Consider the following 19,888-nt stretch of genomic DNA (forward strand, 5'->3'; position numbering starts at 1 on the left):
AGAGGGTGATTGATGTGGAGAGGAGTGATGGAATTGTTGGGTGGATAATTCTTTTGCAAATGAGACGGGGTCTATAGAGTAGAACAGGTAAGGAGTCGTCGGAAGCGTAAGATGTGTGTAAGCGACAGGTACGTGACCCGTATGCACGGTGGTGTGGGAGGAGAGGCGCCGTGAGGCGTCTCCCTATCCCAATTATGCCAACAAGGGAGGTAGAGAAGAACCATGAAGAAGAGCATCCTAATCGGCGTGGTTGCCATGTCGCTTGCCGGTTGTTACGAGCAAGCGCCAACGGGGCAGGCGTGTCTCGGAGCGGACAATGACTCGTTGGTGGAGGGCCTGGGAGGCGTTTGCAAGAAGGGTGATATCGTTGCAACCAAAAACCCAGCGCATTTCTGTGACTTCAACTACTCGGTTACGTTTAACGGCTACAATTCCGCTTTCTGTGTTTACGTCGGGGAGCAGAGAGAGTCAAGGTCAAAGTAGCGCAATAAAAAACTCAGAAAAGGAGAAAATAGAGTGAAATCTGGAGTCGTTACTATATTTTCGGCGGGTATGCTCCTGGTGGCTTCCGTGGGTTCGGCTGACGCCGCCGAGTATCTTGGTCTTGGGCTTGGGGACCAGACACGAGATCAAGTCATCGCCTCATTGAAGAAGGCGGGTTCACGATTTGAAGACAATTACGGTTACAAGGGGTATGGCAGCGATTTGCCAATGATCAAAGTCGGGTCGTTCGAGAGATTTAATAAGTTTGGTCCAGTACGCGAGGCGTGGCTTAGCTTCGCTCCTGACAAGAAGCTGTACGATATTTCCGTAACTTGGTCCGACACCGGAGAAACCTTTAAGACGCTGAAAGATGCATTGGATACGAAGTATGGTGCTGCATCTCCTCAGGGTATGGGGTTTCAGCAAGATTACAAGTATCGGGATGGTAATGTCGATATCGTCCTGAATCGGAACACGTTCGGCTTCGGTAATCAGCAAAGTACTTCGTTGTCGTACACATTTACGCCTGCCCTGCAGGAAGTACGAAAAATGAAGGAGCTGATCGAGGACGACATCAGGCAAAAGAACGCCAAGAAGGCCGCCTCCGACTTATAGGCATAACAACGCCATGAACTCGGACAGCCAGAAGCGCCGCTCCTTCGTCGCGTCGCTTTTGGCTGCCGGTTATGGCGAACGTTGCCCAGACAATATGACGCAATGTAGTAGGTGAACTGTTGAACAGAATGAAGCGCCACGTTGGAACGTCGCTCATGCCGATGGCGATGGGCCCGGCGATGCGTAATCCGTACATGAAGCGCACGCCGATAATCATCCCCACCTGAAAACGCAGCATCAGGCGGTTGACCTGCTGCGTAGCTGGCGTCAGTTGCGGAAAGCGCTTCAACAAGGCCGTTCCGTAGCGCCGACCCATGAAGAACCAGAGCTGATCGCCCAGCGTGCCGCCGCAGAAGGCGATGAGGACGATCCAGGGAATGACAGGTACCCCTGGTGCGCGGCGAATCCAGCCAGCAGCAAAACCGTTTCGCCCTCGAAGAGCGCGCCGGCGAATACCGCCAGATAGCCGTAGTCGGCGACCAGTTGCGTCAGCGTCATCAGGTTGTCCTTCGGCTGCCACGCGCTGGCAGGCCGTCACATCCGGGGTTGTTCATGGCGGCCACGGCTGCCCCCGATGCCGCCGCGCCGCCCGTGTCGGACGGCGGGCGGTGGCCAGCAGATGGCGCTTCACCCATTCGGAGGTGGCGGCGTAGAGCAGGGTGAGGGTCAGGATCGCCGCCAGCAGCGGCCAGGGCAGGGGCACCAGGTCGAACCAGCCGCCCACCGGGGTGTAGGGCAGCAGCAGGGTGAGCAGCATCACCGCCAGAGTGCTGATCAGCAGCAGCCGGCCGGGGCGGCTGCGGTAGAAGGGCTTGTAGGTGCGCACCACGAAGATGATCGCCAGTTCGGTGAGCAGCGATTCCACGAACCAGCCGCTGCGAAACAGCGCCGGCTGGTCGCCGGCCACGTAGAACAGCAGCCCGAAGGTCAGCGCGTCGAACAGCGAGCTGGTCAGGCCGAACGCCACCATCACGTTGCGAACCTCGCGCAGGTTCCAGTGGTGCGGGGTGCGTTCCCACTCGGGGTCCACGTGGTCGCCGGCCAGGGTCATGGCCGGCAGGTCGGAGAGGAAGTTGTTGAGCAGGATCTGCTTGGCCAGCAGCGGCAGGAACGGCAGCAGCACCGAGGCCAGCGCCATGCTGATCATGTTGCCGAAGTTGGCGCTGGTGGTGATGAAGATGTACTTGAGGGTGTTGGCGAAGGTGCGCCGGCCCTCATCGATGCCCAGGCGCAGCAGGTCCAGGTCGTGGCGCAGCAGCACGAAGTCGGCGGCCTCGCGGGCCACGTCGGCGGCCTGGTCCACCGAGATGCCGACGTCCGCCGCGTGCAGCGCCGGGGCGTCGTTGATGCCGTCGCCGAGAAAGCCCACCACGTGGCCGGTCTTCTGCAGGGCGAGGATGATGCGCTCCTTCTGGCTGGGGTCGACCTCGGCGAACAGCGCTACCTGCGGCACGCGGTGCAGCAGTTCGTCGTCCTTCATGCGCAGCAGCTCGCTGCCGGTGATCAGCTGTTCGGCGTCCAGGCCCACCGCCTCGGCCACATGGCGGGTCACCCGGCGGTTGTCGCCGCTGATGATCTTCACCTGCACGCCCAGCCCGGCGAGCCACTGCAGGGTGTCGGCCACGCCGGGTTCCGGCGGGTCGAAGATCAGCAGGAAGCCCTCGAAATCCAGCGCGCGCTCGTCGGCCACCGTGCAGCCGGTTGCGTCCGGCAGTGCACGGCTGGCCACGCCCAGCACCCGGTAGCCCTGGGCGCTCCACTCGGCGAAGCGGGCATCCAGTTGTGCGCGGTGCGCGGCGTCCAGCGGCTCGCCGTGCACGTGGTCGCAGGCGTCGAGCACCTTGTCCAGCGCGCCCTTGACGATCAGCAGCGGCGCGCCCGCCGGCTCGGCCACCAGCACGCCGAGGCGCTTGCGCACGAAGTCGTAGGGGGTTTCGTCGAGCTTGCGGTAGCCGTCCAACGCCACCTGCTGTTCCTGGGCGGCGGCGCTGATCGCCTCGTCCAGCGGGTTGGCCATGCCGGTCTGCAGCCCGGCGTTGAGCGCCGCCAGCAGCAGGCAGCGCGGCGACGGCTGGCCCTCGGCGTCCAGCGCGGCGTCCAGGCGCGCCACGCCCTGGGTGAGGGTGCCGGTCTTGTCGCTGCACAACACGTCCATGGCGCCGAGGTTCTCGATGGCGTTGAGATGGCGCACGATCACCCCCTGGTGGGCCATGCGCTGGGCGCCCTGGGCGAGGGTGATGCCCAGCACCGCCGGCAGCAGCTCCGGCGACAGGCCGACCGCCAGGGCGATGGCGAACAGCAGGGTGTCCACGGTGGGCCGCTGCAGCAGGATGTTGGCGGCCAGCACGCCGAGCACGATCAGCAGCATCACCCGCAGCAGCAGCGCGCCGAAGTGGCGCAGGCCGCGTTCGAACTCGGTTTCCGGCGGGCGCAGGGTCAGGCTCTGGGCGATGCGCCCGTACTCGCTGGCCGCGCCGCTGCGCACCGCCAGCAGCCGGGCGGTGCCGCTGCGCAGCGAGCTGCCCATGAACAGGCAGTTGCTGCGCTCGGCCAGGCTGGCGTCGATCTTCGCCACCCCGGGCAGCTTCTGCACTGGCGCCGATTCGCCGGTCAGCAGGCCCTGGGCGACGAAGCAGTCGCGCGCTTCCAGCAGCAGGCCGTCGGCGGGCACCAGGCTGCCGGCGGACAGCTCCACCACGTCGCCCGGCACCACCTGGCTGGCGGGAATCTCCCGCAGCTGGCCGTCACGACGCACCTTGGCGGTGAGCGCCACCTGCGCGCGCAACGCTTCCACCGCCCGCGAGGCGCGGCGTTCCTGCAGGGCGGTGAGCAGGGCACTGAGCAGGATGATCGCCAGCACGATGAGCGCGTCCAGCCACTCCGCCACCACCAGCGACACCCCGCAGGCCACCACCAGAATCAGCATCAGCGGGTTGTACAGCTGGGTCAGGAAGGTGCGCCCCAGCCCCGCCGTCCGCCCGCGCGCCAGCTGCGTCGCCGCCGGATGGCGCGCCAGCCTCGCGGCGTCCAGGCCGTCCGGGGTGCTGTCCAGCTGGCGGAAGGCCTGCTCGGGGCTCCAGCTCCACCAGGGTTCGTCGTCCGCGGCGGGCGTGGGTGTCGTGTTCCGGGTGGCGCCGCGCGCCAGCAGCAGGCCCGGCAGCATCGGCAGCCAGAAGCTCAGGCCCCGAAACAGCAGGGTCGCCGACAGCGCCACCGGCACGCTGATGCCGGCCCAGCTCAGGGTGGTGATCAGCGCGGCCTCGAACAGCCCCAGCCCGCCGGGTGTCACGCCGATGCTGCGCAGCACGCTGGCCAGCATGAAGCCGGCGAACACGCTGGCCCAGCTGGGGCTTTCACCCAGCGCCAGGATCAGCACCCACAGCGTCGTGGCGTCGAGCAGCACGATGCCCAGGTCCAGGCCGGTGGCGGTGAGCAGCAGGCGCGGGTTGCGCACCAGCCGGGCATCGGCCTGTGCCAGCACGGCCAGCGGCCGCTGCAGCCATTGGCCGCCCGGCAGCCGGCTCAGGCGCGCCGGCAGCGGATGCCCGGCCAGCAGCGCCACGGCCAGACCCGCCCCGAGGGTGCCGAGCACGAACAGGCCGCCGGCGAGCAGCAGCAGGCGGGTGGCGTGGCCTTCCAGCACCGTGACCGCCAGCGCGGCGGCCAGGCTCGCCACGTAGGCCAGCAGGTAGGCGGTCAGGCTCACCGCCAGGCAGGCCATCACCACCGGGCGGCGGATGCCGTGGCGTTCGAAGGCCGCGGTGGCGGCCAGGGTGCCGCTCAGGCCGTAGCTGGGCAGCGCCTGGTCGATGAACAGCTTCATCAGGCCGAGCCGCGCGCCCTGCCAGAGCGACAGCTCGGCCTGGCCGGCATGGGCCACCCGTCGGTACAGCTGCCCCTGGGCCAGGTAGGTCATGGCCTGCAGCAGCACGGCCAGCAGCAGCCAGCCCGGCTGCAGCCGCGCCAGTTGCTGCGCGAAGGCGCGCACCTCGCTCAGGTGCAGCGCCACCGTCACCACCGCCGCCAGTCCGGCGGCGCCCAGCAGCCAGCCCAGCCAGTGGCGGGCCGACGACAGGGGGCGGGCAGGGCGGTCGGCATGCGGCATGGTCGGGCGCTCCCGTAGACGCCCTCGGGCGCCATCTATCCTGAGCAGGAATTGCACATACCTGCGAAGGAAGGGACCGTGAGCGAGCCGATTCATTTCATTCACCCCAAGCAGCGCCTGGCCTTCCACGACATCGAGGGTTTCGAGGCGCTGCTCGGGCTGGCGCTGGACATGCGTTCCTCCTGGAACCACGCCACGGACTGGATCTGGCGGCAGCTTGATGAACAGCTGTGGAGCCAGACGCGCAATCCCTGGGTGGTGCTGCAGACGGTCTCCCAGGGCCGACTGCGGCAGGTGCTGGGCGATGCCGACGTGCGCCGGCGGCTGGCGACGCTGGTCGAGGCGCGCCGGCAGGCCGCCGAGGCGCCGGCCTGGTTCCAGCAGGCCCATCCGCAAGCGGCGCTGGGCGCGGTGGCCTACTTCAGTATGGAGTTCATGCTCGGCGAGTCGCTGCCCATCTATTCCGGCGGGCTGGGCAACGTGGCCGGCGACCAGCTCAAGGCCGCCGGTGATCTGGGGCTGCCGGTGTACGGCGTCGGCCTGCTGTACCAGAGTGGCTACTTCCGGCAGACCATCGATAGCGCCGGCGCGCAGCGCGCGCTGAATCCGTTCAACGATCCGGGGCAGCTGCCGGTCACGCCGCTGCGCCAGGCCGATGGCGAATGGCTGCGAGTGCGCCTGGAGCTGCCCGGCCAGCTGATCTGGCTGCGCGGCTGGCAGGTGCAGGTGGGACGGGTGCGGCTGTTCCTGCTGGACAGCAACGACATGGCCAATTACCCGGTTCATCGCGGCATCACCAGTCAGCTGTACGGCGGCGGCAGCGAGCTGCGCCTCACCCAGGAACTGGTGCTGGGCATCGGCGGCTGGCAGCTGCTGCGCGCCATGGGCCTGCAACCGGAGGTGTGCCACCTCAACGAGGGGCATGCGGCCTTCGCCGTGCTGGAGCGCGCACGGCAATTCATGGCGGACACCGGCCAGCCGTTCGACGTGGCGCTGGCCGCCACCCGCGCCGGTAACCTGTTCACCACCCATACGGCGGTGTCGGTGGGTTTCGACCGTTTCGCCCCGGCGCTGGTGGAGCAGTACCTGGGCGCCTACGCCGAACAGCGGCTGGGCATTTCGCGTCGCGCGCTGCTGGCGCTCGGCCGGCTGGAGGCGGACAACGACGGCGAGCCGTTCAACATGGCCTGGCTGGCGATTCGCGGCAGCGGCGCGGTGAACGGCGTCAGCCGCCTGCACGGCGCGGTCAGCCGGGCGCTGTTCGCGCCGCTGTTTCCGCGCTGGCCGCTGGCCGAGGTGCCGGTCGGCCACATCACCAACGGCGTGCACATGCCCACCTGGGACTCGGCCCAGGCCGACGAACTGTGGACCACCGCCTGCGGCAAGAATCGCTGGTCGGGCACCGTCGGCACGCTGGGCGAGGACATCGCCTGCGTGTCCGACGCTCAGCTCTGGCAGTTCCGCACCGCCGCCAGCGCCGCGCTGGTGGGCTACGCGCGGGCGCGGCTGGTCTGGCAGATGGGCGCCTCCGGCGCGCCGGAGGCCTGGCGCGAGACCGCCCGCCATGTGCTGGACTGCAACACCCTGACCCTCGGCTTCGCCCGGCGCTTCGTGGCCTACAAGCGACCCAACCTGCTGCTGCACGATCCGCAGCGGCTGATCCGCCTGCTCACCCACCCGCAGCGCCCGGTGCAGCTGATCCTGGCCGGCAAGGCGCACCCCGAGGACCGCCGCGGGCAGGCGATGATCCGCCAGTGGGTGGAGTTCGTGCGCCGGCCCGAGGTGCGCCACCGCGCGGTGTTCCTCGCCGACTACGACATGCAGCTGACCGAACGGCTGGTGCAGGGCGTGGACGTCTGGTTGAACACCCCGCGCCGCCCGTGGGAGGCCTGCGGCACCAGCGGCATGAAGACGCTGGTCAACGGCGGCCTGAATCTGTCGGTGCTGGACGGCTGGTGGGCGGAGGCCTACACGCCCGAGGTCGGCTGGGCGCTGGGCAATGGCGAGCAGGACCCGGACGAGGCGGTCCAGGACGCCCGCGATGCCGAGGCGCTCTACGCGCTGCTGGAGAACGAGGTGGTGCCGCAGTTCTACCAGCGCGACGCGCAGGGCATCCCCACCGCCTGGGTGGCGCGCATGCGCCAGAGCATGGCGCGGCTCACCCCGCAGTATTCGGCGGCGCGCACCGTGCGCGAATACACCGAAACGCACTACCTGCCGGCGGCGGTCGCCTACCGGGAGCGTGCGGCCGAGCGGGGCGCGCGCGCGGCCGCGCTGGTGCGCTGGCAGCGCGAACTGGACGAGAAATGGGCCTCGTTGCGCATCGGCGAGGTGCGGGTGACTACCCAGGACGGCCTGCACCAGGTCGAGGCGCAGCTGTACCTGGGCGACCTGGACGCCGACGCCGTGCGTGTCGAGCTGTATGCCGACGGCCAGCCGGCCGAATGCCGGGCGCTGCAGCGCGCCCATGCACTGGTCGGCGCCACCCACGGCTACGCCTATCGCCTGGAACTGCCAGCCGAGCGCCCGGCCGGCGATTACACGCTGCGCGTGGTGCCGGCGCACCCCGACGCGAAGGTGCCGCTGGAGAGCGCGCATATCCTCTGGGAACGCTGAAGCCGGCTCGCTGCGAAAAGTCGCCGCGCGCCGGTACTTGCCGTGGGAAACCTAAGAATTTCTTAAGCCTGGGTGCCGAAGATGCCTCTCGGATCATTTCCGCAGAGGACGCCCCCGCATGCTTGAGCCCGAACACGAAACCGACACCCTGGCGCGCATCGGCCGCGACACGCCGCTGTACCTGCGCCGGGCCGAGGCCGATGGCGGCCCGTTGCGGCACACGCTGGAAGCGTTCATTCGCCAGCGTTTCGCTGACGAGCACCAGGCGCGCATCCGCCATTTCCTGCCCTGCCTGCTCGGCCTGCTGGACGAGCGTGGGGTGGTACAGGGGGCGGTAGGCTTGCGTCCGGCCCGCCAGCCGCTGTTTCTGGAGCGCTACCTGGACGCGCCGCTGGAGGGCGAGATCGCCCGCCGCCATGCGCGGCAGGTGCCGCGCGACGCCATCGTCGAGGTCGGCAACCTGGCCGCCACCGGCGCCGCCTCGGCGCGCCTGCTGATCGTCGCGCTCACCGACCTGCTGATCAGCGAAGGCTTCCAGTGGGTGGCCTTCACCGGCACTCGCGAACTGCTCAACAGCTTCCAGCGCCTGGGCTTGGCGCCGCTGCCGCTGGGCGAGGCTGATCCGGCGCGCCTGGGTGCCGAGCGCGAGGACTGGGGCAGCTACTACGCCAGCCGGCCGCAGGTGATGGTCGGTGAGATCCTGCCCGGCCACCGCCAATTGCTGCAGTTGGGGGTGTATGCGCGTCTCGGCCATCAGCCGCTCTACCACGGAGGGCTGGCCCATGCCGTCGGCTGCTGAACGGTTCTGGGCGCGCCTGGCGGCCCACAGCGGGACGGCGCTGAGTGACGGCGAGCGCCGGCTCGACTATGCCGCGCTGCTGGACGAAATCGATGCCCGGGTCGAACGCCTGCGGGCCTGGGAGGTGCGGCGCGTGGCGCTGGCGCTGGACAACGGCCTGGAGTGGGCGCTATGGGATCTGGCGCTGCTGCGCGCGGGACTCGTCTGCGTGCCGCTGCCGGGCTTCTTCTCCGATGACCAGCAGATCCACGTGCTGCAGGACGCCGGCGTCGACGCGCTGCTCGGCGCGCACAGTCCGGCTAGCCAGGCCTGCGGCTTCCGCGAGGAAGGCGGGCTGCTGCGCCGCGCGCCGGCCCGCCAGGCGGAACTGCCGCCCGGCACCTGCAAGATCACCTACACCTCGGGCACCACCGGCCAGCCCAAGGGCGTCTGCCTCGACGCCGACACCCTGCTGCGCGTGGCCGACAGCCTGGAGCGGGCCAGCCGCAGCCGCCAGGTCACGCGCCATCTGTGCGTGCTGCCGCTGGCCACGCTGCTGGAGAACCTCGCCGGCATTTACGCCCCGTTGCTGGCCGGCGCCGCCGTGGAGCTGCGCCCGCTGGCGCAGGTCGGGCTGCAGGGCGCCAGCGGCTTCGACGTGGCGCGTTTCCTGGCGCTGCTGCATGCGGTGCGCCCCAACAGCCTGATACTGCTGCCGCAGCTGCTGCTGGCGCTGGTGACGGCGGCGGAGCAGGGCGTGGCGCTGCCGGATTCGCTGCGCTTCGTCGCCGTCGGCGGCGGGCGCGTGGCGCCGCAGCTGCTGGAGTGGGCCGACCGCCTGGGCCTGCCGGTATTCGAGGGCTACGGACTGTCCGAGTGCGCCTCGGTGGTGTGCCTGAACACCCCCGAGGCGCGCCGCATCGGCAGCGTCGGCCGGCCGTTGCCCCACGTTGAGCTGCGCCTGGCCGAGGACGGCGAAGTCTGGGTGCGCGGCGCGCGCATGCTCGGTTACCTGGGCGAGCCGCCGCTGTCCGGCGACTGGCTGGCCACCGGCGACCTGGGCGAACTGCAGGACGGCTTCCTGACCCTGCGCGGACGCAAGAAGCACCAGTTCGTGACCGCCTACGGCCGCAACGTCAACCCGGAATGGGTCGAGGCCGAGCTGGTCCAGCAACTGCCCATCGCCCAGGCCTGGCTGCACGGCGAGGCGCTGCCGTGCAACGTCGCCGTGCTGGTGCCGCGCCGCGCCGACTGCCCGGACGCGCAACTGGCCGAGGCGGTCGCCGCGGTCAACCGCACGCTGCCCGACTACGCCCGCGTGCACCGCTGGCTGCGCGCCGCACAACCCTTCAGCGCCGACAACGGCCTGGCCACCCGCAACGGGCGGCTGCGTCGTGCCGCGCTGCTCGACCATTACCAAGCGGCCCTGGCGGGCCTGCTGACTTCCCCCTGCGGAGAGTGACCCATGGAGTTCTTCGACGAGCTGCAACACCAGACCGAGGCCGAGCGTGCCTACCTGCTCGGCGCGCCGATCATCCGGAGTGCCCTGGACGGCACCGCCAGCCTGGACAGCTACATCGCCTTCCTGAGCGAGGCCTACCACCACGTGAAGCACACCGTGCCGCTGCTGATGGCCTGCGGTGCCCGGCTGCCGGAGCGGCTGGAATGGCTGCGCAGCGCGGTAGCCGAATACATCGAGGAGGAGATCGGCCACCAGGAATGGATTCTCAACGACATCCGCGCCTGCGGCGGCGATGCCGAGGCGGTGCGCAACGGCCAGCCGAGCCTGCCCACCGAGCTGATGGTCGCCTACGTCTACGACCGTATCGCCCGCGACAACCCGGTGAGCTTCTTCGGCATGGTCAACGTGCTGGAGGGCACCAGCATCGCCCTGGCCACCCAGGCCGCCGAGGTGCTGCGCACCAGCCTGCAACTGCCGCCCCAGGCCTTCAGCTACCTGACCTCCCACGGCAGCCTGGACATCAGCCATGTGGAATTCTTCCGCACGCTGATGAACCGCCTCGACGACGCCGACGACCGCGCCGCCGTGGTGCATACCGCGCGGGTGGTGTACCGCCTGTACGGCGACCTGTTCCACAGCCTGCCGGTGGAGGTGCGCCATGCGACTCGCTGACTGCCGGCTGCTGGTGACCGGTGCCAGCGGCGGCATCGGCCAGGCGCTGGTCGAGCGGTTGTGTGGCGGCGGCGCCCGGCTGCTGCTGGTCGGCCGCGATTACGCCGCGCTGGAACAGCTGGCCGAGCGCTTTCCCGGCCAGGTGGAGACCGTCTGCGCCGACCTGGCCAGCCCGGCCGACCGTCAGCGGGTGCTGATCGCCGCCCGCCACTTCGAGGATTTCAACGGGGTGATCAGCGCCGCCGGGATCAACAGCTTCAGCCTGTTCGAGGAGCAGGACGAGGCGTCCATCGAGCGGCTGATCAGCGTGAACGTCACCGCCACCTTGCAGTTGCTGCGTCTGCTGCTGCCGGAACTGCGCCGCGCGCCGCGCGCGCTGGTGATCAACCTGGGCTCCACCTTCGGCTCGCTCGGCTACCCGGGCTTTGCGGCCTACTGCGCCAGCAAGTTCGCCCTGCGCGGCTTCAGCGAGGCCTTGCGCCGCGAGATGGCCGACACCGCCGTCCGGGTGCTGTACATCGCGCCGCGCGCCACCCGCACGGCGATGAACGCCGGGCCGGTGGTGGCCATGAACGATGCGCTGGGCGTGGCCATGGACGATCCCCGCCGGGTGGCGGGGCAGATCGCCCGGGCCATTGAGGCCGAGCGCGAGGAGCTCTACCTCGGCTGGCCGGAGCGCTTCTTCGTGTTCCTCAACCAGTTGCTACCCCGGCTGGTCGACCGCGCGCTGCAGCGCCAGTTGCCGGTCATCCGCCGCTTCGCCCATGGGGCGGAGCCTGCCGTGCCCACTTCCTCTTCCGGAGAACAACATCCATGACTATCCGCCACGGTATTTGCGCCGTCCTGCTGGCCTTGGCCAGCTCGTCCGTCTTCGCCCTCGACGCGGCCGGCGAACAGGAGCTCGCGCGTCTGCAGGAGCGCTGGGCGCAGATCAACTACGAGCTGCCCGAGGCGCGCCGCGAGGCGGCCTTCGAACAGCTCGCCAGCCAGGCCGAAGCCGCCACGCGGCGCAACCCCGACTCGGCGGAGCTGAAGAGCTGGCAGGGCATCATCCTCAGCACCTGGGCCGGCGCCAAGGGCGGTCTGGGCGCGCTGGGGCTGGCCAAACGGGCGCGCACGGCCTTCGAAGAGTCGCTGGCGCTCGATCCGCAGGCCCTCGACGGCTCTGCCTACACCAGCCTGGCCACCCTGTACTACCAGGTGCCCGGCTGGCCGATCGGCTTCGGTGACAAGGCCAAGGCCGCCGAACTGTTCGACCAGGCGCTGCGCCTGAATCCGAACGGTCTGGACAGCAACTACTTCCACGCTGATTTCCTGTTCCGCGAGGGCCACTACCGGGAGGCCCGCGCGGCGCTGGAGAAGGCGCTGGCCGCACCCGACCGGCCGGGCCGCGCGCTGGCCGATGCCGGACGACGCGAGGAAGCACAACGCCTGCTGCAGCGGGTCGAAGAAGAACTGGAATAAAGACGGCGCCCGGCGTTGAATGCCGGGAACGCCCGGCATGGTGGAAACCGCCTTATGCGCATTCTGTTGGTGGAAGACGATCCGGCGCTCGGCGAGGGCATCCGTACGGCCCTCAAGCCCGAGGCCTACACGGTGGACTGGCTGCGCGACGGCGCCTCGGCGCTGCACGCGCTCAGTCACGAGAGCTTCGATCTGGCCATCCTCGACCTGGGCCTGCCGCGCCTTGATGGCCTGCAGGTGCTCCGCCGCCTGCGCGCCGCCGCCAATCCGGTGCCGGTGCTGGTGCTCACCGCCCGCGACGCGACCAGCGACCGCATCGCCGGGCTGGATGCCGGCGCCGATGACTATCTGGTCAAGCCGTTCGATGTGGAGGAGCTCAAGGCCCGGCTGCGCGCGCTGCTGCGGCGCAGCTTCAGCCGCCCGCAGCCGGTGCTCGAGTATCGGGGCATTCGCCTGGACCCGGTGACCCAGCAGGTCAGCTACCAGGGCCGGGAGATCGGCCTGCCGCGCAAGGAATACCTGCTGCTGCACGAACTGCTGGCCCAGCCGGGGCGGGTGCTGACCCGCGACCGACTGGGGCAGGTGCTGTATGGCTGGGACCAGGAGGTGGAGAGCAATGCCCTGGAGGTGCATATCCACCACCTGCGCCGCAAGTTCTTTCCTGAGCTGATCCGCACGGTGCGCGGTGTCGGCTATCTGGTGGAAAAATGCTGAAGCTGTCGATCCGCACCCGCACCCTGGTGCTGGTCCTGGGCACCCTGGCCCTGGGTCTGACCCTGGTTGCCCAGCAGAGCTACCGCGACGCCCGCCACGAGATCGAGGAGCTGTTCGATGCCCAGCTGGCGCAGAGCGCCCGGCTGTTGCAGGGCATGCTGCGCAGCGGCCAGGAACCGGGGCGGCTGGCCGAGCTGCAGGCCGCGCTCGATGAAGCGGTGCGCTACCGGCGCGACGCGGGCGCGGTGCTTGCCGGGCATGCCTACGAAAGCAAGCTGGGCTTCCAGGCCTACGACGGCCAGGGGCGGCTGTTGTTGCGCTCGTCGAGCGCGCCGGACGAGTCGCTGCTGGAACTGCTGGGCGGACAGGCGGGTTTCCACGACTTGCGTCTGGGCGACTACCAGTGGCGGCTGTTCCTGCTGGATGGCAGCCGCGACGGCCTGCGCATCCTGGTCGGCGAGCGCGACGACGTGCGCGGCGAGCTGGTGGGCAAGATCGCCCGGCGCAGCCTGCTGCCCGACCTGATCGGCCTGCCGCTGGTTGCCTTGTTGGTCTGGCTGGCGGTGGGCTGGGGTCTGCGGCCGCTGGCGCGCATGGCGCATCTGCTGCGCAGCCGCGACGCCGCCGACCTGTCGCCGCTCCTGCTGGCGCCCTTGCCGCGCGAGCTGGAGCCGGTGGCGGCCTCGCTGAACCGGCTGCTGCACCAGCTCAACCAGCTGATCGTGCGGGAGAAGCGCTTCATCGCCGATGCCGCCCACGAACTGCGCACGCCGCTGGCGGTGCTGCGCATCCATGCCCAGAACGCGCTCGGCGCGGCCGATGCGGCGGAACGCGAGCGCGCCTTGCGGCTGCTGATCGGCGGCGTCGATCGCACCACCCGGGTGGTGACGCAGCTGCTCACCCTGGCCCGCCTGGAGCCCGACGCCCAGCGCGTGCACCGCCAGCCCGTGGACGTCGGCGCGCTGGCCCGCGAAACCCTGGCCGAGTTGACCCCGCTGGCGCTCAGTCGCGATCAGGAACTGACCCTGGAAGACGAGTGCAACGGCGACCGCCTGCTGCGCGGCGATGCAGCCAGCCTGGCCACGCTGCTGCAGAACCTGGTCGGCAACGCGTTGCAGTACACCCCGGCGGGCGGCCGCATCCAGGTCAGCCTGGGCACCACGGCGCAGGGCCTGCAGCTGGTGGTGGATGACAGCGGGCCGGGTGTGCCGGCCGAGCTGCGCCCGCAGCTGCTGGAACGCTTCTTCCGGCTGGGCGAGGGGGAGGGCGCCGGGCTCGGCCTGGCCATCGTCGCACGCATCGCCGAGCTGCACGGCGCCGGGCTGGCGCTGCTGGACTCGCCGCTGGGCGGGCTGCGGGTGGTGGTGAGCTTCCCGGCCGAGGCCGCTGCGTCGCCCCCCGCTAAGCTTCGGTTAAGCAACGCTCGCTAGCCTGCCGGTATCCCATCCGCGAGGAGTACCGCAATGAACACGCAACGCTACAGCCCCCTGAGCATCGGCCTGCACTGGCTGATGCTGCTGCTGATCGCGGCGGTGTACGCCACCATCGAGCTGAAGGGCAACTTTCCCAAGGGCAGCGAGCCGCGCGAGCTGCTCAAGCACTGGCACTTCATGCTGGGCCTGAGCGTGTTCGCGCTGGTCTGGCTGCGCCTTTTGGCGCGGTTGATCAAACCGGTGCGGCCGGAACCCGGCGCGCTGCACCTGCTGGGGCGGCTGATGCACCTAGCGCTATACGCATTCATGATCGGCCTGCCGCTACTCGGCTGGCTGACCCTGAGCGCCGCCGGCAAGCCGGTGCCGTTCTTCGGCCTGGAGCTGCCAGCGCTGCTGCCGGCTGACCAGGACCGCGCCGGCCAGCTCAAGGAACTGCACGAAACCGTTGCCCAGGCCGGTTACTGGCTGATCGGCCTGCACGCGGTGGCGGCGCTGTTCCATCACTATGTGCTGCGTGACCAAACCCTGCGGCGCATGCTGCCCGGAGCCTGATGCCAACCGCCCGCCTGCCTGCCTGGTTCAACCCGCTGCTCCTGTTGGTGGCCCTGCTGGCAGTGCCGGTCGGGCTGCTGGCGCCCGAGCGGGCGGCGCGCTGGGTGTGGACGGCCAGCGCCTTGCTGGCGGCGGCGGTGCTGCTGGCAGAGATCCTGGTGCGGCTGTTGCGCCGCGAGGTGGGCGTCGACCTGATCGCGCTGCTGGCCATCCTCGCCGCCCTGGCGGTCGACGAGGCGCTGGTCGCGGCGATCATCGCGCTGATGCTGGCCGGCGGCCGCCTGCTGGAGTCCTGGACCGAGCAGCGCGCCGAACGCGAGCTGCACCGCCTGGTCGACCGGGCGCCGCGCCAGGCCTGGCGTTACCGGGACGATGCGCTGGAGCAGATTCCTGTGGAGCAGGTGGCGCCGGGCGACACCCTGCTGGTGCGTCTGGGCGAAGTGGTGCCGGTGGATGGCGAGGTGCTGCTCGGCGAAGCGGTCCTCGATGAGTCGGCGCTGACCGGCGAAGCCCTGCCGGTGCGCCGCCATGCCGGCGAGACGGTGCGCAGCGGGGTGGTCAACGCCGGCGCGCCGTTCGACCTGCGCGCAAGCCGGCCGGCGCAGCAGAGCACCTATGCCGGCATCGTGGCGATGGTCGAGGCGGCGCGCGGTTCGCGGGCGCCCTTCGTGCGGCTGGCCGACCGCTACGCGCTCGCGCTGATCCCGCTGACCCTGGGGCTGGCCGGGCTGGCCTGGTGGCTCAGCGGCGACGTGTTGCGCGCCCTGGCGGTGCTGGTGGTGGCCACGCCCTGTCCGCTGATCCTCGCCGCGCCGGTGGCGATCATCGCCGGCATCTCGCGCAGCGCACGGCGCGGCGTGCTGATCAAGGATGGCGCCACCCTGGAGGCGCTGGCGCTGGCCCGGCGCTTCTTCTTCGACAAGACCGGCACCCTGACCGCCGGCAACGTGACCCTCGACGCCGTGGAAAGCGCCGGCCGGCTTCCGCCGGCCCGGCTGCTGGCCCTGGGCGCGGCGCTGGCCCAGGCCTCCCCGCATCTGGTGTCGCGGGCGCTGGTGCGCGCGGCTGCCGAGCAGGGACTGAGCCTGGTCACGCCACGCGCGGTACACGAGGTGCCGGGCGCCGGGCTCAGCGGCCAGGTGGACGGCCATCACATCGCCTTCGGCAGCTTCGATTACGTGGCGCAGGGCGCGGTGGTCAGTCCCGGGATCGAGACGCTGCGCCGGCGCATGGCTTATGAGCTGGCCGCCGGCAGTTTCATTGCCGTGGACGGCCAGATCGAAGGGGTGGCGCTGTTCTCCGACCGGCTGCGCCTGGAAACCCCCTATACCCTGCGGGCGCTGCGGCGTGCCGGGGTCGAGCGGATGGTCATGTTGACCGGCGACCAGCGGGAGGCCGCCGAGGTGATCGGCCGCGCCGCCGGGGTTGATGAGGTGTGCGCCGGCCTGACGCCGCTGCAGAAGGTCGAGGCGGTGGCTCAGGGCCGCCACCAGGGCCACACCGCGATGGTCGGCGACGGCATCAACGATGCGCCGGCGCTGGCCGCCGCGGATGTCGGCATCGCCCTGGCGGCGGGTGGCGGCACGGCCTCCTCGGAGGCGGCCAGCGTGGTGCTGCTGGTGGATCGCCTGGACCGCATCCCGGAAATCCTGCTGATCGCGCGGCGCTCGCGGCGCATCGCCGTGCAGAGCGTGACGGTGGGCATGGGCCTGTCGCTGCTGGCCATGCTCTTCGCGGCGCTGGGCATGCTGCCGCCGCTGGCCGGCGCGTTGCTGCAGGAAGGCATCGACGTGCTGGTCATCCTCAACGCCTTGCGCGCCCTGCGTGGCGGCCGGCGGATCGCCGCGACGGCGCTGGACAGCGAGCAGGTGGAGCGCCTGCGCCAGGGACACGCCGCGCTGGCGCCCCTGCTGATCCGGGTGCACCGGCTGGCACAGCGGCTGACCAGCCTGCCGGCGGCACAGGCCGGGCGGGAATTGCGCGAGCTGTTGGGGGATTTGCAGGAACAGCTGCTGCCCCACGAGCGCGAGGACGAGGATGCGCTGTTCCCGCGCCTGGCGAACCACCTGGCCGGGGAGGACCCGCTCGCCGCGCTGAGCCACACGCACCGGGAGATCTTCCGCCTCGGCCACCAGCTGGAGCGCATGGGCGCCGACCTGGAAGACCCGCCGAGCGCCGAGGCACTGGCCGATATCCAGCGCCTGCTGGTGCAGCTGGATACCGTGCTCGACCTGCATTTTGCCGACGAAGACGAGCTGTATCACCACCTGGATCGGCGCTGAGCGTCGCTCGGCGCGTCCATCGCCACCCCGGAGCTTTCCCGCGCCCTTGCCACTCGAACACGCAAACCGTCCGCATCGGCGAAGGAGGCATGCCATGGCCCACACCAAGATCCTGTTTCGCGGCGCCGCCCGCGACAAGGTGCTGCGCGGCGCCACGCAGCTGGCCGATGCGGTGCGGGTGACGCTCGGGCCCAAGTCCAAGTCGGTGCTGATCCAGCGCAGCTGGGGCGCACCACTGGTGTGCAACGACGGGGTGACCATTGCCAAGCAGGTGGACCTGGAAGACCCGGAGGAAAACCTCGGCGCACAGATGCTGCGCCAGGCCGCCGAGCGTACCGGGGAACTGGTGGGCGACGGCACCAGCACCGCCACCGTGCTCGCCCACGCGCTGTTCGCCGACGGTGTGCGCAACGTGGTGGCCGGGGCCAGCGCCATCGACCTCAAGCGCGGGCTGGATCGCGGCCTGCAACTGGCGGTGGACACCCTGCGCAGCCAGTCCCGGCCTGTGAGCACGCGGCTGGAAAAGGCCCAGGTGGCGACCATCTCCGCCCATAACGATGCGAATGTCGGCGAGCAGGTTGCCGACGCGCTGGAAAAGGTCGGCAGCGAGGGGGTGATCAGCGTCGAGGAATCCAAGACCACCGAGACTGTTGTGGAGGTGGTGGAAGGCATGCGCTTCGACCGGGGTTACGTATCGCCGTACTTCGTCACCGACAGCGAGAAGATGCAGGTGGTGCTGGAGGACGCCTACCTGCTGCTCTGCGAGCAGAAGATTGGCCTGCTCAAGGACCTGATCCCGCTGCTCGAACAGCTGGCCAAGAGCGGCCGGCCGCTGGTGCTGATCGCCGAGGACATCGAGGGCGAGGCGCTGGCCACGCTGATCGTCAACCAATTGCGCGGCGTGCTGCACGCAGTGGCGGTGAAGGCGCCGGGCTTCGGCGACCGGCGCCGCGAGCTGCTGCAGGACATCGCCATTCTCACCGACGGCCAGGTGATTTCCAGCGAGCTGGGGCTGAGCCTGGAGCAGGTGACCCTGGACATGCTCGGCCGCGCCCGGCGCGTGGTGGCGGACAAGGAGAGCACCACGCTGATCGGCGGCGCGGGCGCCCGCGAGGCCATCGACAAGCGGGTACAGCAGCTGCGCCAGCAGATCGACAAGGCGACCAGCGACTACGACCGCGAGAAGCTGCAGGAGCGGCTGGCCAAGCTGGCCGGCGGCGTGGCGGTGATCCGCGTGGGCGCGCCCACCGAATCCGAGATGCGCGCCCGCAAGGACGCGCTGGATGATGCCATTGCGGCCACCAAGGCGGCCATCGCCGAAGGCATCGTGCCGGGCGGCGGGCTGGCGCTGTTGCGCTGCGTGCCGGCGCTGGAGCAGGCCGAAGCCGGCTGCGAGGGCGACGAGCGCACCGGCCTGCAGATCCTGCGCCGCGCCCTGGAGGCGCCGGCGCGCACCATCGCCGAGAATTCGGCGGTGGATGCCGGAGTGGTGGTGGCGCGCATGCTGGCCGAGGGCGGCAACGTCGGCTTCGACGCCGCCGCCAACCGCTACGTGGATCTGTACGAGGCCGGCATCATCGATCCCACCAAGGTGGTGCGCGTGGCGCTGGAGAATGCCGTGTCGGTGGCCAGCGTGCTGCTGCTGACCGAGGCGGTAATGACCGAGCTGCCGGAGAAGGAAGCGCCGCCGCCGAGCCAACCCCATCCCGATATGTACTGATTCCGTACCGTTACGTCTGGATGCCGTAATTCTCCGCCAACTGCGCCGCCACCATGGCCGTGGAATCCAGCAGGGTCAGCCGGCGCGCGGCCAGCTCGGCGGGAAGGCGGAACGGCGGCACCGTATCGCACAGGACGATGCCTTCGAACAGCGGGCTGTCCAGCAGCTCGGTGCCGCCGGTGAACAGCCCGTGCGCGGCGGCGGCGAACAGGCGCGAGGCGCCAGCCTCCTGGCAGGCCCGGGCGGCGCGCAGCAGGGTGCCGCCGGTACTGATCAGGTCGTCGATCACGATCGCCACCTTGCCGCGCACGTCGCCGACCAGCAGGGCGCCGGTGACCACATCGTTGGCCCGGTATTTCTCCATGTAGGCGCTGCCCACCGGCCGGCCGATGCGCCGCTGCAGGGCCTGGCGGAACAGTTCGGCGCGCTTGGCGCCGCCGGCGTCCGGCGACACGGACACCAGCTCGGCGTCGGCGGCCAGTGGGGCGAAGTGCTCGGCGAACAGCTCAGCGCTGGCCAGGTGCTGGGTGGGAATGCGGAAGGCGTTGTCGAAGGCCGCCAGGTTGTGGACTTCCAGGGCCATCAGCCGATCCACCCCACAGGCCTCGAACAGTCCCGCCAGGTAACGGGTGATGACCGGGTCCTGGTACTGGGTGCGGCGTTCCTTGCGGGCGTAGCACAGGTAGGGGGCGACCAGTTGCAGGTGGCGGGCGCCGGCGTCCTTCAGCGCGCCGCAGAAGAACAGCAGGCGGCACAGCTTGTCGTTGACGCTCTGGCGCTCGTCGCCGTAGAGGTTGTGCAGCACCACGACGTCGCGGCGGTTGACCCGCTCCAGGGCGCGGGTCTTGTGTTCACCGTCCTCGAAGGTGCGTTCCTCGTGTTCGCCGAGGTCGCAACCGAGGTGTCGGGCGACCCGGCGGGCATAGTCCTGGCTGCCGTGCAGGGCGAAGATAAGCGGGCGTTCCGTAGACATGTGCCTCTCCATGATCGGG

The 19,888-nt window shown here is 69.8% G+C and carries 16 protein-coding genes; 12 read left to right on the plus strand and 4 right to left on the minus strand.

The window, feature by feature from the left end; genetic code table 11:
* Nucleotides 1–516: 516 nt before the first annotated feature.
* Nucleotides 517–1,098 (plus strand): hypothetical protein, encoded by a 582-nt coding sequence (locus SF06_RS05185; RefSeq protein WP_139326684.1) that lies wholly within the window; start codon nucleotides 517–519, stop codon nucleotides 1,096–1,098.
* Here the strand turns inward: SF06_RS05185 and SF06_RS18650 are convergent.
* The 3 genes from SF06_RS18650 to mgtA are packed head-to-tail and all read right to left on the minus strand — an operon-like array spanning nucleotide 1,058 to nucleotide 5,203.
* Nucleotides 1,058–1,414 (minus strand): SNARE-associated domain-containing protein, encoded by a 357-nt coding sequence (locus tag SF06_RS18650; RefSeq protein ID WP_234703301.1) that lies wholly within the window; start codon nucleotides 1,412–1,414, stop codon nucleotides 1,058–1,060. The two genes, SF06_RS05185 and SF06_RS18650, sit on opposite strands and share 41 nt — an antisense overlap.
* Nucleotides 1,384–1,596, minus strand: a complete 213-nt coding sequence (locus SF06_RS18655; protein WP_234703302.1) for an SNARE-associated domain-containing protein — start codon at nucleotides 1,594–1,596, stop codon at nucleotides 1,384–1,386. The genes SF06_RS18650 and SF06_RS18655 overlap by 31 nt, the downstream gene beginning before the upstream one ends.
* Before the next feature lie 52 nt (nucleotides 1,597–1,648).
* On the minus strand, nucleotides 1,649–5,203 hold the full coding sequence (mgtA, locus tag SF06_RS05190) for a magnesium-translocating P-type ATPase (RefSeq protein WP_052199717.1): 3,555 nt from the start codon (nucleotides 5,201–5,203) through the stop codon (nucleotides 1,649–1,651).
* A 117-nt stretch (nucleotides 5,204–5,320) separates the two neighbouring features.
* Between mgtA and glgP the strand changes: the two genes are divergently transcribed.
* From glgP to groL, 11 genes are all read left to right on the plus strand, one after another.
* The gene (gene glgP / locus SF06_RS05195) at nucleotides 5,321–7,819 is read left to right on the plus strand and encodes an alpha-glucan family phosphorylase (protein WP_437123593.1); all 2,499 of its coding nucleotides are present in this window, start codon (nucleotides 5,321–5,323) and stop codon (nucleotides 7,817–7,819) included.
* 118 nt (nucleotides 7,820–7,937) lie between these two features.
* On the plus strand, nucleotides 7,938–8,618 hold the full coding sequence (locus SF06_RS05200) for a thermostable hemolysin (RefSeq protein WP_039560226.1): 681 nt from the start codon (nucleotides 7,938–7,940) through the stop codon (nucleotides 8,616–8,618).
* The gene (locus SF06_RS05205; RefSeq protein ID WP_039560227.1) at nucleotides 8,602–10,059 is read left to right on the plus strand and encodes an AMP-binding protein; all 1,458 of its coding nucleotides are present in this window, start codon (nucleotides 8,602–8,604) and stop codon (nucleotides 10,057–10,059) included. Before SF06_RS05200 ends, SF06_RS05205 begins: the two co-directional genes overlap by 17 nt.
* 3 nt (nucleotides 10,060–10,062) lie before the next feature.
* The gene (locus tag SF06_RS05210) at nucleotides 10,063–10,731 is read left to right on the plus strand and encodes an iron-containing redox enzyme family protein (RefSeq protein WP_039560228.1); all 669 of its coding nucleotides are present in this window, start codon (nucleotides 10,063–10,065) and stop codon (nucleotides 10,729–10,731) included.
* Nucleotides 10,718–11,548: an SDR family oxidoreductase gene (locus SF06_RS05215; RefSeq protein WP_039560229.1), complete on the plus strand. Its 831-nt coding sequence runs from the start codon at nucleotides 10,718–10,720 to the stop codon at nucleotides 11,546–11,548. The genes SF06_RS05210 and SF06_RS05215 overlap by 14 nt, the downstream gene beginning before the upstream one ends.
* Complete coding sequence (locus tag SF06_RS05220) at nucleotides 11,545–12,195, plus strand: tetratricopeptide repeat protein (protein WP_039560230.1); 651 nt, start codon at nucleotides 11,545–11,547, stop codon at nucleotides 12,193–12,195. Before SF06_RS05215 ends, SF06_RS05220 begins: the two co-directional genes overlap by 4 nt.
* A gap of 54 nt (nucleotides 12,196–12,249) precedes the next feature.
* Nucleotides 12,250–12,909 (plus strand): response regulator transcription factor, encoded by a 660-nt coding sequence (locus SF06_RS05225; protein WP_039560231.1) that lies wholly within the window; start codon nucleotides 12,250–12,252, stop codon nucleotides 12,907–12,909.
* Nucleotides 12,903–14,339 (plus strand): ATP-binding protein, encoded by a 1,437-nt coding sequence (locus SF06_RS05230; RefSeq protein ID WP_052199718.1) that lies wholly within the window; start codon nucleotides 12,903–12,905, stop codon nucleotides 14,337–14,339. Before SF06_RS05225 ends, SF06_RS05230 begins: the two co-directional genes overlap by 7 nt.
* Before the next feature lie 33 nt (nucleotides 14,340–14,372).
* A complete protein-coding gene (locus SF06_RS05235) occupies nucleotides 14,373–14,894 on the plus strand; it encodes a cytochrome b (protein WP_027591608.1) in 522 nt (173 codons plus the stop codon).
* Nucleotides 14,894–17,176 carry a heavy metal translocating P-type ATPase gene (locus SF06_RS05240; RefSeq protein ID WP_052199719.1) on the plus strand — a complete coding sequence of 761 codons (2,283 nt, stop codon included), beginning with the start codon at nucleotides 14,894–14,896 and terminating at the stop codon, nucleotides 17,174–17,176. Before SF06_RS05235 ends, SF06_RS05240 begins: the two co-directional genes overlap by 1 nt.
* A 94-nt stretch (nucleotides 17,177–17,270) precedes the next feature.
* Entirely contained in the window at nucleotides 17,271–18,896 is a 1,626-nt protein-coding gene (gene groL, locus SF06_RS05245; RefSeq protein WP_039560232.1) for a chaperonin GroEL, read from the plus strand.
* A gap of 10 nt (nucleotides 18,897–18,906) precedes the next feature.
* Here groL and SF06_RS05250 read toward each other — a convergent pair whose 3' ends face one another.
* Nucleotides 18,907–19,869: a ribose-phosphate diphosphokinase gene (locus SF06_RS05250; protein WP_027591605.1), complete on the minus strand. Its 963-nt coding sequence runs from the start codon at nucleotides 19,867–19,869 to the stop codon at nucleotides 18,907–18,909.
* Between the last annotated feature and the right edge of the window lie 19 nt (nucleotides 19,870–19,888).

The sequence above is a fragment of the Pseudomonas flexibilis genome (genome assembly GCF_000802425.1).
Taxonomy (GTDB): Bacteria; Pseudomonadota; Gammaproteobacteria; order Pseudomonadales; family Pseudomonadaceae; genus Serpens; species Serpens flexibilis.

Excerpts from the sequence above, each read along its gene's own strand:
- SF06_RS05215 (WP_039560229.1), top strand. The coding sequence starts at position 10,718 with ATGCGACTCGCTGACTGCCGGCTGCTGGTGACCGGTGCCAGCGGCGGC.
- SF06_RS05230 (WP_052199718.1), top strand. The coding sequence starts at position 12,903 with ATGCTGAAGCTGTCGATCCGCACCCGCACCCTGGTGCTGGTCCTGGGC.
- SF06_RS05210 (WP_039560228.1), top strand. The coding sequence starts at position 10,063 with ATGGAGTTCTTCGACGAGCTGCAACACCAGACCGAGGCCGAGCGTGCC.
- SF06_RS05235 (WP_027591608.1), top strand. The coding sequence starts at position 14,373 with ATGAACACGCAACGCTACAGCCCCCTGAGCATCGGCCTGCACTGGCTG.
- SF06_RS05205 (WP_039560227.1), top strand. The coding sequence starts at position 8,602 with ATGCCGTCGGCTGCTGAACGGTTCTGGGCGCGCCTGGCGGCCCACAGC.
- mgtA (WP_052199717.1), bottom strand. The coding sequence starts at position 5,203 with ATGCCGCATGCCGACCGCCCTGCCCGCCCCCTGTCGTCGGCCCGCCAC.
- SF06_RS05225 (WP_039560231.1), top strand. The coding sequence starts at position 12,250 with ATGCGCATTCTGTTGGTGGAAGACGATCCGGCGCTCGGCGAGGGCATC.
- SF06_RS05220 (WP_039560230.1), top strand. The coding sequence starts at position 11,545 with ATGACTATCCGCCACGGTATTTGCGCCGTCCTGCTGGCCTTGGCCAGC.
- groL (WP_039560232.1), top strand. The coding sequence starts at position 17,271 with ATGGCCCACACCAAGATCCTGTTTCGCGGCGCCGCCCGCGACAAGGTG.
- SF06_RS05250 (WP_027591605.1), bottom strand. The coding sequence starts at position 19,869 with ATGTCTACGGAACGCCCGCTTATCTTCGCCCTGCACGGCAGCCAGGAC.
- SF06_RS18650 (WP_234703301.1), bottom strand. The coding sequence starts at position 1,414 with ATGGGTCGGCGCTACGGAACGGCCTTGTTGAAGCGCTTTCCGCAACTG.
- SF06_RS05200 (WP_039560226.1), top strand. The coding sequence starts at position 7,938 with ATGCTTGAGCCCGAACACGAAACCGACACCCTGGCGCGCATCGGCCGC.
- SF06_RS18655 (WP_234703302.1), bottom strand. The coding sequence starts at position 1,596 with ATGACGCTGACGCAACTGGTCGCCGACTACGGCTATCTGGCGGTATTC.
- SF06_RS05240 (WP_052199719.1), top strand. The coding sequence starts at position 14,894 with ATGCCAACCGCCCGCCTGCCTGCCTGGTTCAACCCGCTGCTCCTGTTG.